Source organism: Acinetobacter sp. YH12231, assembly GCF_013417755.1.
GTDB classification, from domain to species: domain Bacteria; phylum Pseudomonadota; class Gammaproteobacteria; order Pseudomonadales; family Moraxellaceae; genus Acinetobacter; species Acinetobacter amyesii.
Map to the genome: position 1 here is coordinate 22,254 of NZ_VPDJ01000026.1, position 16,938 is coordinate 39,191.

Genomic DNA, 16,938 nt, shown 5'->3' on the forward strand with positions numbered 1-16,938 from the left:
AAGTTAAATAATGACCGCTTAATATTGAAAAAAAACAGTTGGATTATTAAGGATTACGACAGGAGAATTGGGCGTTATGGAAAAGATTTGGTTCGCTGAATACCAAAAGACAGGGATTCCAGAAACTGTAGAATTACCCGCAGAAAATACCTCATTGGTCGATATTTTTGAGCGTAATTTTCAGAAGTTTGGCTCAAGAGATGCCTTTATCTTTATGGATAAAGTCTTAACTTTTAAAGAACTTGATGAAGCAAGCCGTAAATTTGCAACCTATTTGCAAAGTTTAGGTTTGGCCAAAGGTTCACGCGTTGCAGTCATGATGCCGAACGTTCTTCAATATCCTGTTGTCGCATTGGGTGTATTCCGTGCTGGCCTGGTATTGGTCAACGTGAATCCACTGTATACCTCTCGTGAACTTGAGCATCAATTGAATGACTCTGGAACAGAAGCTCTTGTTATTATTGAAAACTTTGCATCTGTTTACCAAGCGATTATTGGTAAAACCCCAGTAAAACACGTGATCGTGGCATCTGTGGGTGACATGCTTGGTACGCTGAAAGGTACATTGGTTAACTTTGTATTACGTTCAGTACGTAAACAAATTCCAGCTTGGAACATTCCAGGTCATATTCGCTTTAATGCAGCAATGTCTAAAGTGAGTGCAAACAATTACAAACGTCCAAACTTAACTTTAAGTGATACTGCTGTACTTCAGTATACCGGTGGTACAACTGGCGTATCTAAAGGCGCAGAATTGACCCATCGTAACCTTGTGTCAAACATGTTGCAGTGTGATGGTATTTTCCAAAGTAAATTTGGTCAGCAAGATGGTCAGCCAGATGATCGTATCTTCTGTGCATTACCGCTGTATCACATCTTTGCATTTATGGTGTGTGCACTTTACGGTATGTACAAAGGTCAGGCAAACGTATTGATTCCTAACCCGCGTGACCTACCTGCGGTAATGAAAGAATTACGTAAATACCAACCTTCATTCTTCCCAGCAGTGAACACATTGTTCAATGCTTTGGTGAACAATGAAGAGTTCAAGCAACTTGACCACAGTAAGCTAAAAATGGCGATGGGTGGTGGTATGGCAGTGCTTCCTTCGACTGCAGAAGCGTGGAAGAAAGTTACAGGTACCAATATTATCGAAGGTTATGGTTTATCAGAAACTTCACCTGTTGCAACCGCAAACCCTCCAGCATCAATGGAATTCAGCGGTACGATTGGTATTCCATTGCCACTGACTGAAGTTGCTATTTTAGATGATGATGGCAATGAAGTTGCTCAAGGTGAGCAAGGTGAAATTTCGATTCGTGGTCCTCAAGTCATGAAAGGCTATTGGAACCGTCCAGATGAAACTGCCAAAGTAATGACGGCGGACGGTTTCTTCCGTACAGGTGACATTGGTGTCATGGATCCACGCGGTTATGTGAAGATTGTAGACCGTAAAAAAGACATGATTTTGGTGTCTGGCTTCAACGTTTATCCTTCTGAAATTGAAGAAGTTGTTGCAAAACATCCAAAAGTACTAGAAGTTGCTGCGATTGGTGTTCCTGATGAAAAATCAGGTGAAGTACCTAAATTATTCGTTGTGAAAAAAGATCCATCTTTAACAACTGAAGAAGTTTTGGCATTCGCAAAAGAAAACTTAACTGGCTATAAGCGTCCACGTTATGTTGAATTTATGGATGAATTACCAAAATCGAACGTTGGTAAAATTCTACGTAAAGATTTGCGTAAAACCGCATAATACGATGCATAAAAAAAGCGCCTTCGGGCGCTTTTTTTATCGCTTTAAATTTAGATCATTAAATTTTACCTTTATTCATCGACCAGCGATCAAAGTAGCGACGTCCTACACCAAAAACACCCAAGAAAATAAACATCGCGCCGAACTGACGACTAAAGCCGGATTGGTTATAGCTGCCATAGGTTAAAATATTATCGACTAAGCAATATAGGGCAATGACAATGACCCAATGCCAAAGGGGAAGTTGCTTGATGGAAACTGCATAGAATGCAATCCACATGATGACAAAGCTGAAAACAGTCGACCAGACATTTAAGTTGGCGCAAATCACAGCAAGTAAAAATGCAGTCACTGGAATGACGATTTTTAAGACACGATCGACGCGAAGCTGATGGCGTTTTTGCTCTTCAAGAACTTCAAATAATTGATCTTGATCAGAAGTGCTCATAGAGGATCCTTTCATCTGCCGATTATAAAAACACTATATTTAACAAAAATTATTCACGAAATGCCATGGTATTATAGCAGCCATAAAATCTTCCTGAGAAAAAACACATGCACAGCATCAGTGGGATCATCTATCTCATTTTGGCCGCTTGTTTATTGCCATATGTATTTACATTTATTGCGAAGCGAGCTGCAGGTTTTAAGTCGAGTGATAATCAAAATCCACGTGAAGTTTTAGCGCGCTCTACAGGATTGGCGAGCCGCGCACATGCAGTGCAGCAAAATAGTTTTGAAAGTTTACCTTTATTTATTGCGGCTATTCTAATGGCCGAATACATGGTGATTCATCAACAATACATTATGACCTTTGGGATTGCCTATCTCGTTTTACGTGTCATTTATGGGCTATGTTATTTAGCCAATTGGGCAACTTTACGTTCAATCATTTGGACCTTGTCGATGTTATGCCCAATTTGCCTGATGTTATTGGTCATTAAATTAAGCTAAATGTTCTGCTTGATGATTAAATTATCAGCATGATCGCTAAAATCACAAAAAAAGCGATAAAACCGTTATAATTGTGCCGGATTAAAAGATTTAACTTTGTTTAAAGAGTGATGCTATGAGCTACAGCAATATCCCAGCGGGTAAAGATGCACCAAACGATATCTATGTCATTATTGAAATTCCTGCAAATGCAGCACCAATCAAATACGAAATCGATAAAGATTCTGATGCGTTATTTGTAGACCGTTTCATGGGTACTGCAATGTTCTACCCAGCGAACTATGGTTATGTTCCAAATACATTATCTTTGGATGGTGACCCACTAGACGTACTTGTGGTAACTCCACATCCAGTAGAGCCAGGTTCTGTAATTCGTTGCCGTCCTGTTGGCAAATTGAACATGGAAGATGACGGTGGTGTTGACGCAAAACTTGTTGCTGTTCCACACGACAAATTGACTCCGCTTTATAAAGATGTTCAAGAATATACCGATCTTCCTGCATTGTTGATCAATCAAATTGAGCATTTCTTCCAACACTACAAAGACTTAGAGCCTGGTAAATGGGTTAAGTTAAGTGGTTGGGAAGGTGCTGATGTTGCGAAACAAGAAGTACTGAGCTCAATTGAAGCTTACCAAGCTGCGAACAAATAATATTGTTTTAAGCTGAGCATCGCTTTTATATGAAAACGATGCTCATAAAAAAACCTGCACAGTGTGCAGGTTTTTTTTTGCTATCTTAGACTAGCTGCGAAATTAAAATAATTTCACAGGGATGTCTAAGAATACACGTAATTCATTGGTGTCAGCCATATATACGTCATTGTATGCTTGGTCTGCACGGTAGTGTGAATAACGTAAACGAAGGCTAGCATCTTTAGCAAAACCTGATTGAACAGTATATTTCACTTGGTTAAAGAATTCGCTTTCTTTAGCATCGTCTGATGTCTCTACACCATTTTTAATAGTTTTGATATCCCAGCCGTATACATAAGCAGTCGTCCAATTTAAACCTGGCACGCCGTAATCAGCAAAGTTTAAGTTGTATTGAACTTGTGCCGATTTCTCATGGTTACCAATAAAGTCAGAAAGGTACGAGTTGGCTACATAAATAGATTGCGCACCGTCAGCATTGCTACCATAGTCATAACCTGTGTTACCAGTGTTTTGTTGGTAAGCCAGCATGACTGAGTGAGCGCCTTGATTTAATGTACCTGCCAATGACCATAGATTGTTGCTTCGGCCATCTACATTTGTATCACCAAGTGATGAAGAATAGGTTGAAGCTGCTTTGTCCCATTCTGTGTGATAACCACTAAAGTCTAAATTTAAAGAGCGTTTTTCAGCTAACGGAATAGTGTAATTAGCATTAATGTAATGACGATCCAACGCATTTTTGCTATCTAAGCCATAGTAAGATGCATTAAGTTGGTCGTTAAACTTATATTTTGCACCCCAAACCACAGCACGATCTAGATCGTTACCGTCAGAATTAATTTGGTCTGAATATTGGTTTTTAGTGAATTTACCAGCAATAACTTCTAGATTTTCAACTTCATGGCTTGTCGCTAAAACGCCTGTGAAGTATTCAGGTACCATACGTGCTGTGTTTGACGCAAGCACTGGAATATCAAGAACTTGGGTGCCGTATTCAACAGTAGTATTTGATACTCGAGCTTTAACACTTGCGCCACCACGTGCCCAGTGATCATACGCTGAGCCGTCGTTATGTTGTGGAATCATGCCATTACCAGCATGTTTGTTTTCACCGATTTTAAATGAACCATCGCCTACAACATTGGCACCAAAGCCAACAACACCTTGAGTGAAGCCTGACTCTAATTTCACGATTGCTGATTGTGCAAAAGAACTTGTATCGTCACCGCGATTTACATCTTGTTTATCGCGTTTAATGTAACCTGTACGGAATAATACAGAGCCTTCGGCATCTTCCACAAAGCCTTTAGATTCGCTTTGTTCGCTAGCAAAAGCAGTAGAAATAAGAGCAGCGTTTACTAATACTGCAAGTGTTAGTTGTTGAGCTTTAAGCATTGGGAGAGAGCCTCATGCAAATTTGGTTAATATGTAGTGCGATTGTATATTTTTTCTTAAAAAAATCACTATTTTTAATGCGCTTATTACACTAAAGTTAGAAAACATTCAGATCATCGGTCAATCTGTAATAAGCAAATGTTTCGTATGTTATTGTTGTTTAACAAATAGTTTATTTAAATTGAATATATATTAAGCTAAAGAGAAGTTTCTTCATTGCTTATCATAAAAAAATATAAAAAACGGTAAAAACTTTCATTTAACTTGCTGATTTATCATTACTCTTCGCGACAATTTGTGCTGAATCTAAATTCGTATTTTGATCAAAAAGTATAAAAACTGCTGAGGTGCATGGCATCAATGTTCAGGCTAAGTAAGCACTGTTGGCGTATTTTTAGTAAATAGAGAATGACTTTTAGCGAAGTCGTCAGAAATGTTTTCCTTAAAAATCTAGCTCAATAAAAGATGATAATAATCGTGATAAATACATATAAATGAATGCATTAAATCATTGTTAAAGACTGGAACACGATAAAAGATATTTTATGAATCAAAAGCTTATTTTTTACTATTTTATATAATCTTAGCTTTGTTTTTAAATGATTTAATTGATCAAAATAAGAAAAAAGGGGCTATACAGTGCCGTAAAATCGATTAAAATCGGCGCTAAATTTTACTCAACCCAATCCACGATCGATCCGATGTGGGGACTAAACATGATTCAATTTTATAAAAAAGCAATTTTAAGTATTTTAGTGACCCTAGGTACAGTCCCTGCATTTGCAGAACAAACTGAACAAGCCACAACTGCACAAGGGAATTGGTCTGGAAGTTTGGGCGTGGTAAACAAATATGTGTACCGTGCGAGTGAAGAAAATGATCAAGCGGCATTACAAGCCGGACTTGAATATGCACACAACAGTGGGCTGTTCGCGGGCTATTGGGGTTCTACACTCAACTATGACCCTACGAACGACAGTCAGTCACATGGTTTTGAACATGATTTCTATGTTGGATATGGACGTGAACTGAATGAAGATTGGAGCTATAAGTCACAAGTGATGGCCTATGTCTATCAAGGTGGCGGTTCAGTGTATAACGACGACCGATCTGAAAAGCGTCGCACAACGGGCGTCGAATTTATTCAGGACATAAGTTATAAAGATTTAACTGCAAGCATGGCTGTATTGTTGTCTGATGTTAATTATGGCAACGCAGGAGATGTATATCTGAATGCTACTTATAGCTATGCATTACCTTATGATGTTTCATTAAATTCATCGCTTGGTGTTTCTGTTTTTAATGACAGTCGTGATGACAGCCTATTAACAACTACAGAAGATGTGGTGTTCACTGAAGCACGTTTAGGCTTGAGTAAACCGATTGTAGATACTGGGTTTGAAATTGCTGCTGATTATGTATGGGGCGGTAAAGATCGAGAAGGCGAGCAATTAGACGATAACGTTGTGGTTGGATTGACCTATTCTTTCTAACATTAACGAGTTGATCGTATTCGGTCATATTCTTGAAAGTGCATAATGGTGATTGTGCACTTTTTTTATGCATTTTTGAGATCGGTGTTGAAAAAATATACTCAAAAAAGCGCATTTTTAAAATCCTGTTACATCTATCAACCTGAAGATTTAAATAATCTAAATAGATGAAAATCTGCATTCTAAAAAAAATCGTAGAGAAAAATAGTTAAATAGGATAATTAAAAAATAATTAATAAAAACAGTATTATATTGATTTTTGATAAACCAAAATCGTGACTTTTATAAAAAAAATATGCGCTTATTTTTAAACATGGCACAGCGCTTGCTAATATCTCATTGAGTTCAACGAAATAACCAAAAAATACGTCGTCGCACGATGTGGGGGAACAAACCATGAAATTTGCACTTAAAGCTTTATCAATCGCTGTACTTGGAGCAGCATCGACGTTTACATTTGCTGAAGCACCTGCTTCAGAGCATTCTGTATCTGGAAATATCGGCGTACTGTCTAGCTATAATTTACGTGGTATTACCAATGTGCCTGAAAATAAAGATGCGACAATCCAAGGTGGTTTGGATTATAGCCATGCATCAGGCTTCTATGCAGGTTGGTGGGGTTCAACATTAAACTATGGTGATGACCTACCGAATGGTTTTGAAAATGATTTTTATGCGGGCTATAACGGTTCAATTAATGATGATCTTGGTTACACAGCAGGTCTAACTTACTACTATTACTATGATATTGATACAAGTGATGCAAACGGTTTAGAAACAATGCTTGGGCTAAGCTATAAAGATTTTGGCTTAACAGCGCAAACTTTGCTTGAAGATGTTTCATGGGGTAATGCAGGTGATACTTATATCAAAGCATCATATAGCTATGCACTTCCTAAAGACTTCAGTCTAGATACCGCGCTTGGTTTATATGCATATCAAGATTCAGGTGATTTTGAAGATAATTTAGGAACAACAGAAAGCTTTGGTTTCCGTCACTTTGATATTGGTCTAAGCAAGCCTTTAGCAGATACAGGTGTTACCGCAAGCATGAATTACACAGTTGGTGGTTATGACCGTGCGGATGAAAAACAAAAGAATAAAGTCGTATTTGGTTTGAAATACGAATTCTAATTTTAAAGAGCATTAAAAATGGCGACCTTAGGTCGCCATTTTTTTAAGCATTGAGTTGGCTTCGATAGGACAGCGCTTCAGAAACGTGTTGAGCTTGAATGTGTTCACTTTGAGCCAAGTCGGCAATGGTTCTGGCAACACGTAACACCCGATGATAGGCACGCGCAGATAAATTCATTCTCTGCTGGGCTAACTGTAAAATATTCTGTGCAGTAGCATCCAAAACTGCTTGTTGCTCCAATTGCGTCGGCGTGAGTGCCATATTGGATTTTTGCTGACGCTCTATTTGTAATTCATAGGCACGAATGACACGTTGCCTAACTGTACTTGAGCTTTCAACCTCTTGCGAACTTTGTAATTCATGTGCTGCTAGTGGCGGGACATCTATATGTAAATCAATACGATCTAATAATGGACCTGAAATACGGTTTTGATAGCGTTTAATACTTTCAGCACTACATTGACAGCGGCTGTCTTGATTAAAGGCATAGCCACATGGGCAAGGATTCATTGCCGCGATCAATTGAAAATTTGCGGGGAAGGTGATTTGACGAGAAGCCCGTGAAATCACAATTTCTTTGGATTCGAGTGGTTGCCGTAATACCTCCAACACCTTTCGATCAAATTCAGGCAGCTCATCTAAAAATAAAACCCCTAAATGTGCCAAGGTGATTTCACCCGGTTTAGGATTTGATCCTCTGTCATTTACAATAATAGAAGCTAGTGGCATTATATAAATTCAGCTAGTTGCATGTCGTTTTGTACAGAAATAAAAGCTAGTTTTTACAATAATAAGGGCTAGTAGATTACAAAACTACAATAATAGGGGCTAGTAGATTACTCTTGAGGTCTGATATGAAAAGAATAAGTGATGAATATAGTCCCGTTAGAAAAGCCCAAACCGTTTACGGAAGTATTTCGGGGAATTACTCTTTTAGGGGAGAAAAAACGATTTGGTTTGAATCCACTTTGGAGCGTGATTTTCTTTTTAAGCAAGAATATAACAGTAATGTTATTGATGTGGTTGAACAGCCTATTTCTATTCCTTATATAACTGAATTAGGAAATGAATCGGTATATACCCCTGATTATTTGGTGCAATTTTCAAGTGCAATTTATAATGATATTGATTTCTTTCCTGCACCATTATTGATTGAAATTAAGCCTAGAAAAAAATTAAAGGAAGATTGGAATACCCTTAGACCAAAATTTAGGGCAGCTTATGCTTTAGCTTCTGAAAAGGCATGGAAATTCAAAATTATTGATGAGTCTCGTTTGTATGATCAATATTGGGAAAATATCAATTTTTTAAAAAGATTCAGACGTTCTCATGTTGATGAGGTAGATCAGAGAGTATTAATTGAAACTTTATTAAAACTAGGCTTTTCAACAGTTAATCAATTGCCTGCTTATATTTTTAAAGATGAAAAAAATGTATTAAAGGCTATTCGCCAAATATGGGTTTTAATTTCAAAAAATATACTTGCTTGCGATCTATATAACCCTTTTACTACTGAAACTGTTATTTGGGTAAATGATGGCTCTAAAGCACAAGGAGTTATTTAAATGATACAGGATGATTCAGTAAAGATTGATAGAAAACGCCTAGTTATTAAACCAAATGCAATTGTTGGTTATAAAGGTAATAAATATAAAATTATCAATATTTTAAATGCAAAAGATGTCGTGATTGCAAATTTGGAATCTGCTCGAAGTTTACAAGTGAACATAAGGGAATTATCTGTTTTAAGTGAAGATAATTCTAAGCTTAACCAAGGTGAGGATATTTCTGCTGAGTCATGGCAAATCGCTTTAGATCATTATGAAATTATTAGGGAACTCATTGACTATTCCACAGTTGAGGCGGTTAAGAAGACTGCAAGTGAACATAATCTTCATGTAAATACTATTTGGAAATGGCTTAAAGCTTACCGAGAAAACAAGTCTATCTTAGCTTTAGTCCCAAAAAAACGTGGTTGGACAACAGAAAAAACAAGGTTGTCGCCTGAATTAAATCATATTATTCAACAAGCGATCCATACTAAGTATTTAACAAGTTTAAAGCCAAGTGTTGCCAAAACAATTTTGGAAGTGAAGCTTGAGTGCTTCAAAAGAAAAATTGAACCACCTCATGACAATACGATTCGCTATAGAATTGAAGCCCTTAATGGCTATGAAGTGACTAAGGCAAGATACGGAAAAAAGGCTGCTAAAGATAAGTATGAAGCATCAGCAGGGACTTTTCCGAATGCAGACTATCCTTTGGCGTATGTGCAGATTGATCACACTCCTTTAGATATAGAAATCGTTGATGAACAATACCGTGAAACAATAGGCAAGGCATATTTGACATTAGCAATTGATGTTTTTAGTAGAATGATTGTTGGTTATTACCTTTCTTTAGAAGCTCCAAGTGCAACATCGGTAGCAATGTGTATTTCATCAGCCATTATTTCAAAGAAAAGAAAACTGCTTGAGTTAGATGTGGATGGTGAGTGGGATATCGAAGGTATTATGGATTCAGTCCATTCTGATAATGGTTCTGATTTTAGAACAAACCATCTGCATAAAGCATGTCTAAAGTACGATATTAATTGGGAGTATCGACCTATTGGTGGTGCAAAATATGGTGGGCATATTGAGCGTTTACTTGGAATCGTAAATCTTGAAATGCATGTTTTAGATGGAACGACTAAATCTAATATTTTTGAAAAAGGAACTTATGATTCCGCTAAGAATGCTTGTTTAACACTTCGTGAATTAGAACATTACATCGTCTATTGGATTGTAAATGTTTATCATAAAAGCAAGCATTCAATACTTGAAATTCCGCCACAACAAATGTGGGAAGAGGGTATTTGGGGAACAAAATTTAAAGTTGGTACTGGTTTAAAAGAAAGGGTTGCGGATGAAGCAACACTATTTTTGGATTTCGCCCCTGAATTTGAATCAACCATTCAAAGAACGGGCGTAAAAAAAGATAAACTTTTTTATTTTGCTGATTGTTTAAGACCTTGGATCAATGCGATTGATCCAACTGACGATGAGAAAAAGCGTAAAAGAAAGTTTATTTTTAAAAGAGATCCTCGTGATATTTCAATGATTTGGTTTTATGAACCGAATACAAATACATATTTTAAAGTACCTACAGCCAAACGTGAAATTCCATCAATCGGATTGCATGAATATAGACAAGTCCAAGCATATCTTAAGAGTGAGCGATTAGATACAGTTGATCAAGATGCTATTTACAGAGCAATTATTTATCTCCGTGAAAAAGTAGATCAAGCCGTGACTTTAACTAAAAAGCAACGCCGAATGAATCAAAGAAAAAAAGAGAATGGTAAGATAGTTGCTGCACTACACCATGAAAATAAAAATAATTCAGTTATCCATACAAATGTAGATGCTCCAAAGTCACAAAATAGTTTATGGGATCAAAATTTAACTGCTTTTGACGATTTGAGGTAAGACCATGAAACAATATGATTACCTTGCTGAGCATGTCCTTGACACTATGATTCTTAGTGATGCTGAAAGAATTAATATTCTTTATGAGGATCGGTGGATTGGTTATCAGAAAGCAATTGCAGTTTTGAATACACTGACTGATATTTTGAAACGACCTAGAAAATTAAGACCAGAATGTCTTTTAATTGTTGGTGATTCAAATATGGGAAAAACTAAGATTATTCATGAGTTTGCAAAAGAATACTATACTAAGAGAGTTGATGATATGGACATGCAGCTTATGTCATTGACTAAACCAGTCATTCCTATTCAAGCCCCTGCTAGGGCAAATGTAAAAGATTTATATATTAATATCTTAGATCATTTTTTTGTCCCTTTTCGTGTCACTGATCCTGAAAGCAAATTAAGGTATCAAGCAACCCATCTACTGCGTAAATATGAAACCAAAATGTTAATTATTGATGAGTTGCATAATTGTTTAAGTGGGAGTGCTAGGCAACGGCAAGAAGTGATGAATACACTTAAAACGCTAAGCAATGAACTTAGTATGAATATCATTGGTGTTGGTACTCGTGATGCATCTCTTATTCTTCATACGGATACTCAGTATGCCAGTCGCTTTGAAATTATAGATTTGCCTTTATGGAAATTGGATGCGGATTTTTTAAGACTTCTTTTAAGTTATGTTCGCTTACTTCCCCTAAAAAAATTATCAAACTTGGCATCACAAGAAATTGCGACCTTACTCTATGAAATTTCAGGTGGTAATTTTGGTGATTTAAATCGTTTATTGGTGGAATGTGCAAAAGAAGCAATATTGACTGGTAAAGAAGAAATTACCCTCGAAATTGTTAAAAAATTCAAGTGGCTTAAACCAACAGAGGGTGCTCGTAATATTCGCACTATTCAGCTTAATTCTATTTAGTATTATTGAGGGTGTAATATGCCTAATTATGCTCAAAATTGGTTTATACATACCCCCATTGAACAAGGTGAAGTATTATCATCATGGCTCATTCGTTCAGCCTTAGACATGGGATGTTCCCCTTTAACACTTATAGAAGCATTGTGGGGTAGATGGAGAGCATTAACGATTGATCTTGATCGAGGTATGACGGAAGATCGGCTTGAATTATTATTTGTACATTCTTTTGATGATAAACAAAAAATTTTGAAAACAATGCTAACTAATGTGGCTCCCTATCTAGTTAAGAGTTCAAATAGTGGATGGGTTTTAAGTTTAGGTCAGCGTAGTAGATCAAATTTTTCAGGTCGGCAGGTGTGTACTCAATGTTTTGAAAGTGATGGTAGATCAGCTTATTTACGGTTAATGTGGCGAATGGGGTGGCATTGTTGTTGTGAAAAACATCAAATAAATTTAATTGATCATTGTCCGAATTGCGGTGTAGTCATTCAGCCATTTAAAATAGATTTAGAGCATGGATCATTAGCAGTATGTTTCTCATGCCATTTTAATTTGACTTTATATCAGCCACAACCTAGCAATATTCAAATTTTAGATTTTCAAAAAAATGCAGATAACGTTTTAAAACAAGGCTCAGGTTTATATAATAATCAAAATATTTCAGCTACCGAATGGTTTGCGATTGCTCGTGCATGGATAAGTGAAATCAGATTACTTGTAGATACAGATAATATTCAACTTATTGAAATGTTTAAGAGCTTTGGTATAAATTTAAATACCATAACTCCTTTCACACCAATTGCTTTCGAATATTTAAATACAAACGAACGTATAATTTTGCTTTCCATCTTGAATGAAATTATGAAAATCCCATGTGAGTTGATTATTGACCGCTCTTATGAGTACGGGATTAGTAGTGCAAATTTTTGGGATAAGCGTAAAAAACTACCGATTCAACTTCAACAAATGAAATCAGCAATGATCAAGCCTATAAGAGTATATGCTTTACAACGTGTGAGTTCTCATAATGGAAAACCAAAAGCAAAAAAAACCGTGCAACGTAAGTGGCTTAATTTGTTAAGAAAATCAAGAAAGAAACGGAGTCATAAGCTTGGCGGAGATTAATATTGAGCAGTTATGTAATGGGTGTGAAAAATCAGTTACCCAACTAAAAAAAAGATATAAAGGGAAAAAATATTGCTCAACTTGTTATGCTCGAATTTTTAAAAAATGTCTTTGCCCAAAATGTGGGTTATCTGCTCGATTACCTAAAAATGATGATCAAGCGATCTGTAATGAATGTATTAAAAAACAACCTTGTATAAGATGCAATCAAGTTAACAGACCGATAGGAACGCTTACAGAGTATGGGGTCGTTTGTAATAGTTGTTCTGTTTATTTTAGAGAGGTTGAACGATGTGAGCGATGCAATGTTCAATCGCAAAAATTAACGAAAATATCACGCTTTAATGATGACCTCAGAGTTTGTCCGAAATGTTCAACAAGGGATTATGAAACATGTCCTTCATGTCATAAATATCGCTTGTTAGAGTTAGATGAAAAAGGAAATAAAGTTTGTAAAAAATGTATAACTCAACCGAATAAACCTTGTATTGAATGTAAAACGATGATCTCAGCAGGATGCGGTGATCTATGTGATGATTGCTACTGGATTAAAAATCTATGGTCAAAGTTCCATCAAAATATTTATTTGTTCGAGTCATCTTTTTTAAAAAAACAATATGAAAACTACGTGCTTTGGTTGGTCGATTTAGTTGGAGCACATCAAGCAGCTTTGTATTTGAATAAACATACTCATTTTTTTATTAAAACAGAAATGTTATGGGAGAGTAATATTCCTGATGCAGACCAATTATTGTTGACTTTACGGACGAGTGGACTTAGAAAGTTTGAATTAGTAACACAGTGGCTCGATCAAATGCATGGGGTAAAAATCTCAACTATAAATAAAAATGAATGTTCTGAGATAGATCAAGCCAATAAGTTGATTGATCAGTTACCGCAGCCCTCATTGGCTTTTGATGTTGTATTTGCTTATAAGCAAAAGCTCGATGAAAAAATGCATCAAGGAAAAACATCTGCTCGATCTGTAAGGCTTGCAATGAAGCCTGCTGTTGCATTGATGTTATCTATTCAGGATAAGCAATTACTGCCAGATTTGGCAAAAGTAAAAGCTTATTTAAATGAGTATTCAGGTCAGGCTGCTGCATTAACAGGGTTTATTAATTTCTTAAACGATCAATATGATACGGATATTGATTATATTTCCTTAAAGCATTCTAACTTCATAAAAGAAGCAAGTAAGCGGAAATTGGAAAAAGAATTGATCTCGATGCTCAGCCCAAATACTGATTTCAATGTCATGGTATGGGTGAAAAATGGCTTACAACTATTCCATGAGATGAGTTATCAGGATTCATTGAAGATCAAGTTGGAAATGATCGTTGAAATAAAAGATGGCTATAATGTTTTGTACAATAACCAAAATTATTGGTTGCCTAAGAACATTGATCCATCTTTTAAAAAGTAAGTCTAAAGTTTCAATACTTCGATATATAATTTAGTTTAATATTTTGATAATTCATTAATTAAGAGAAAAAAATGGGCTTAAAGGATTTGCTTGGTCTGAAAGAAAGTGATGAAAAAAAACTACGTGAAGGATTAGCACAACTTAGGGCTTTAAATGATCATTTATCATCCATGTATTCTTTGAGGTCTGACTTAAGAGATTTAACAGATAATCGGCATACTGTTAGTTCACTTTTACAAGGTGAATTAGATAAGATTAAAGCTCACCAACAAAGTTTAATTAATAAAACGAATGAGTTATCTCAACGGCTTTGTTGCACAAAGATTTCATAACTATATGATTTTAGAAGTTTTGATTATTTTTTGATCCAAAATTAAATTTATTTAAATCAGATGCTTACATATTTATGCAACAAAGCCTATCTCAACTAAAAGCCAAATTAGATGAGTCTCTAATTGCTATTGAAAAAATTCAATCTGTTTTAGCTAATGATGAAAATGGTAGTTCTATTTATTCTCGTATATTAGAAGTAACCAATGAAGATAATCTAGATATTTTGGAAGTTGAGTCCGAAAAAATTCACACAGCTTATAGTCAATTATTTGATCGAAATGGTGAGGATACTTCTAAAGTTGATCGAGTAAATTATGTAATTGATAAAATTTTAGATCAATATGACAAATTGTTTGATGAACTAAATGATAATGGTGAAACGAAAGTTAAAGAATACGAAAGAAAAATTAATGAGTTAGTTGCATACTATGACGATTTATTTATTTCTGATGATCCTGATAATAAAAGTAAAAATGAGCAGATAAATTTTCAGTTATCGAGAGTCCAAAATTTTTATGACAAAATTTATGGTAATGAAGAAAAAAACATTACTGCATTAAGTGAAGATTTGGATAAAAGGTTAGAAAATTTAAAAAATGTTGAGGAGCGAGCAAAATCAGTTATTGGATTATCAAGTGAAGCAGGGCTTGCAGGTGGTTTTGTTGTAAAAGGACAAGAAGCCAAAAAAGGACAATTCATCAGTATTATTGTATTTGTATTAGTTGTATTAGCAATTTTTGGATTTAATTTTTATTTGTTTGATAAATCAGATTTTTTGAATATGAAGTGGGATACATTCTTATTCAAATTATTGATCAACGCACCTTTGATTTGGATTGCAACAATTGCGAATATAAATTTAAATCGTTTTTCTAAATTAGAGCAAGAATATTCTCATAAAGAAGCATTGGCTAAATCTTATGAACGGTACAAAACAGAAATTCAAGAGCTTGAAAAGTTAGGAGTTACTGGTTCAGAGGAGCTTAAATTAAAACTTTTAGAAATCAATCTTGAAGCATTTAAAGTTAACCCTGCGGAACATTCTGATAAAGCTAAGCCTGATTTCTCTATATGGGATTTGATTCAGAAGAAAAAAGATGAGAAACCTAGTGAGTAATTGAAGCTCAGGTACATTTTTCTCAATGTATTGGGTAAGCAGAAGTAGAATTCAGTTATTCTGAAATTTACAATTCAAACTGTTAAACTATTTACTTACCAAGATTTTATCCGAATAACTTGTATGTATCAGAACTTACAACATAGCTTTGAAAATAGCGTAATTCTCGTTGTAGAAGATGATTATGATATTGGTGACATTCTTGAAAAATACATAAAAAATGAAAACATGAAGGTCATCCGTGCATTGGATGGACAACAAGCTTTAGAGTGCTTAAAAGCCAACTCTATAGACCTGATTCTCCTTGATATTAAATTACCCAAACTAAATGGCTGGGAAATTCTACAAATCATCCGTCAAACAAGTCATTTACCTGTCATTATGCTGACTGCCTTAGATGATCAAGTGAATAAGATCATGGGGCTAAAAATGGGTGCTGATGATTTTATTATTAAACCATTTAACCCAAATGAAGTGATTGCGCGAATACAAGCCGTACTTAGACGAAGTACAAGCCAAAATACGGAAATAACTAATATTATTCGTTATAAAAATATTGAAATTAATCCAGATCATCATCAAGTTTACATTTCAAATGGTCAAAGAAATCAGCTGCTCAACCTTACGTTAACTGAGTATAAGATACTGGTTTTGATGGCAAAAACACCAAATAAAGTCTTTACACGTAATGAATTGATCCAAAACTGTATGCCTGAAAGTGATGCTTTAGATCGCACTGTAGATAGCCATATCAGCAAATTACGCAAAAAACTTGAAGAAAATTATGTAAATGGTTTATTAATCAATGTCCGTGGCGTGGGGTATCGCTTAGATCAAAATCATGAAATTTAACTTTTTTAAAAATTCAGTTGGAATTAACTTCCAGTTTATTATCATGATGAGCCTACTCAATTTAGGCATTACGCTGTTATCTTTCATGATTGGCTATTTTGTTTATAGCTGGGCGATAAAAATAGGTTTTCTAAATACGCAAGTTATTAATTCAAATGAATTTTCAGTTACCACTGTTGACTTTATCTGGCTGTTTTTAGTGCTATTAACAGGCTTTTTTCTTTCTACTATCCTCGCCTTTAAATATGGAAAACGCTATACACAGCCAATTAGTGATTTAGCAGATGTTATTCAACAAATTC

Annotated in this window: 15 protein-coding genes and 2 pseudogenes; 14 read left to right on the forward strand and 3 right to left on the reverse strand. The window is 35.4% G+C overall.

Annotated elements, in window-relative coordinates:
- The first annotated feature begins 76 nt into the window (after positions 1-76).
- Positions 77-1,756, forward strand: coding sequence for a long-chain-fatty-acid--CoA ligase (locus tag FTV11_RS14385; protein ID WP_180008091.1), 1,680 nt, complete (start codon positions 77-79; stop codon positions 1,754-1,756).
- Positions 1,757-1,814: 58 nt separating this feature from the next.
- On the opposite strand, the gene FTV11_RS14390 is transcribed toward FTV11_RS14385, so the two are convergent.
- The gene (locus tag FTV11_RS14390; RefSeq protein ID WP_180026516.1) at positions 1,815-2,204 is read right to left on the reverse strand and encodes a hypothetical protein; all 390 of its coding nucleotides are present in this window, start codon (positions 2,202-2,204) and stop codon (positions 1,815-1,817) included.
- Positions 2,205-2,311: 107 nt separating this feature from the next.
- Between FTV11_RS14390 and FTV11_RS14395 the strand changes: the two genes are divergently transcribed.
- Both FTV11_RS14395 and ppa read left to right on the forward strand, forming a co-directional pair.
- A complete protein-coding gene (locus tag FTV11_RS14395) occupies positions 2,312-2,710 on the forward strand; it encodes an MAPEG family protein (protein WP_078189470.1) in 399 nt (132 codons plus the stop codon).
- Positions 2,711-2,825: 115 nt separating this feature from the next.
- Entirely contained in the window at positions 2,826-3,362 is a 537-nt protein-coding gene (gene ppa / locus FTV11_RS14400) for an inorganic diphosphatase (RefSeq protein WP_168378239.1), read from the forward strand.
- Between the two features lie 102 nt (positions 3,363-3,464).
- On the opposite strand, the gene FTV11_RS14405 is transcribed toward ppa, so the two are convergent.
- Positions 3,465-4,760, reverse strand: coding sequence for an OprD family outer membrane porin (locus FTV11_RS14405; protein ID WP_180059113.1), 1,296 nt, complete (start codon positions 4,758-4,760; stop codon positions 3,465-3,467).
- A 716-nt stretch (positions 4,761-5,476) separates the two neighbouring features.
- Here FTV11_RS14405 and FTV11_RS14410 point away from each other — a divergent pair.
- Together FTV11_RS14410 and FTV11_RS14415 are read left to right on the forward strand one after the other, a co-directional pair.
- Positions 5,477-6,253, forward strand: coding sequence for a TorF family putative porin (locus tag FTV11_RS14410; protein WP_168378237.1), 777 nt, complete (start codon positions 5,477-5,479; stop codon positions 6,251-6,253).
- Between the two features lie 396 nt (positions 6,254-6,649).
- Positions 6,650-7,387 carry a TorF family putative porin gene (locus FTV11_RS14415; protein WP_180008086.1) on the forward strand — a complete coding sequence of 246 codons (738 nt, stop codon included), beginning with the start codon at positions 6,650-6,652 and terminating at the stop codon, positions 7,385-7,387.
- A gap of 43 nt (positions 7,388-7,430) precedes the next feature.
- Here FTV11_RS14415 and FTV11_RS14420 read toward each other — a convergent pair.
- Positions 7,431-8,084, reverse strand: a pseudogene (locus tag FTV11_RS14420) (ATP-binding protein); the annotation flags it as partial.
- A gap of 158 nt (positions 8,085-8,242) precedes the next feature.
- Between FTV11_RS14420 and FTV11_RS14425 the strand changes: the two are divergent.
- The 9 genes and pseudogenes from FTV11_RS14425 to FTV11_RS14465 form a co-directional block, all read left to right on the forward strand.
- Positions 8,243-8,953 (forward strand): TnsA endonuclease N-terminal domain-containing protein, encoded by a 711-nt coding sequence (locus FTV11_RS14425; protein ID WP_038346575.1) that lies wholly within the window; start codon positions 8,243-8,245, stop codon positions 8,951-8,953.
- Positions 8,954-10,858, forward strand: coding sequence for a Mu transposase C-terminal domain-containing protein (locus FTV11_RS14430; RefSeq protein ID WP_107008552.1), 1,905 nt, complete (start codon positions 8,954-8,956; stop codon positions 10,856-10,858).
- Between the two features lie 4 nt (positions 10,859-10,862).
- Entirely contained in the window at positions 10,863-11,783 is a 921-nt protein-coding gene (locus FTV11_RS14435) for a TniB family NTP-binding protein (RefSeq protein WP_020752720.1), read from the forward strand.
- Positions 11,784-11,801: 18 nt separating this feature from the next.
- Positions 11,802-12,908, forward strand: a complete 1,107-nt coding sequence (locus tag FTV11_RS14440; RefSeq protein WP_020752721.1) for a TniQ family protein — start codon at positions 11,802-11,804, stop codon at positions 12,906-12,908.
- A complete protein-coding gene (locus FTV11_RS14445; RefSeq protein WP_020752722.1) occupies positions 12,895-14,334 on the forward strand; it encodes a hypothetical protein in 1,440 nt (479 codons plus the stop codon). The genes FTV11_RS14440 and FTV11_RS14445 overlap by 14 nt, the downstream gene beginning before the upstream one ends.
- Before the next feature lie 71 nt (positions 14,335-14,405).
- Entirely contained in the window at positions 14,406-14,666 is a 261-nt protein-coding gene (locus FTV11_RS14450; RefSeq protein ID WP_257223265.1) for a hypothetical protein, read from the forward strand.
- 74 nt (positions 14,667-14,740) lie between these two features.
- The gene (locus FTV11_RS14455; protein ID WP_257223266.1) at positions 14,741-15,784 is read left to right on the forward strand and encodes a hypothetical protein; all 1,044 of its coding nucleotides are present in this window, start codon (positions 14,741-14,743) and stop codon (positions 15,782-15,784) included.
- Between the two features lie 123 nt (positions 15,785-15,907).
- Positions 15,908-16,636 (forward strand): efflux system response regulator transcription factor AdeR, encoded by a 729-nt coding sequence (gene adeR / locus FTV11_RS14460; RefSeq protein ID WP_020752724.1) that lies wholly within the window; start codon positions 15,908-15,910, stop codon positions 16,634-16,636.
- A pseudogene (locus FTV11_RS14465) lies at positions 16,626-16,938 on the forward strand (two-component sensor histidine kinase AdeS); the annotation flags it as partial. The gene adeR and the pseudogene FTV11_RS14465, both read left to right, overlap by 11 nt.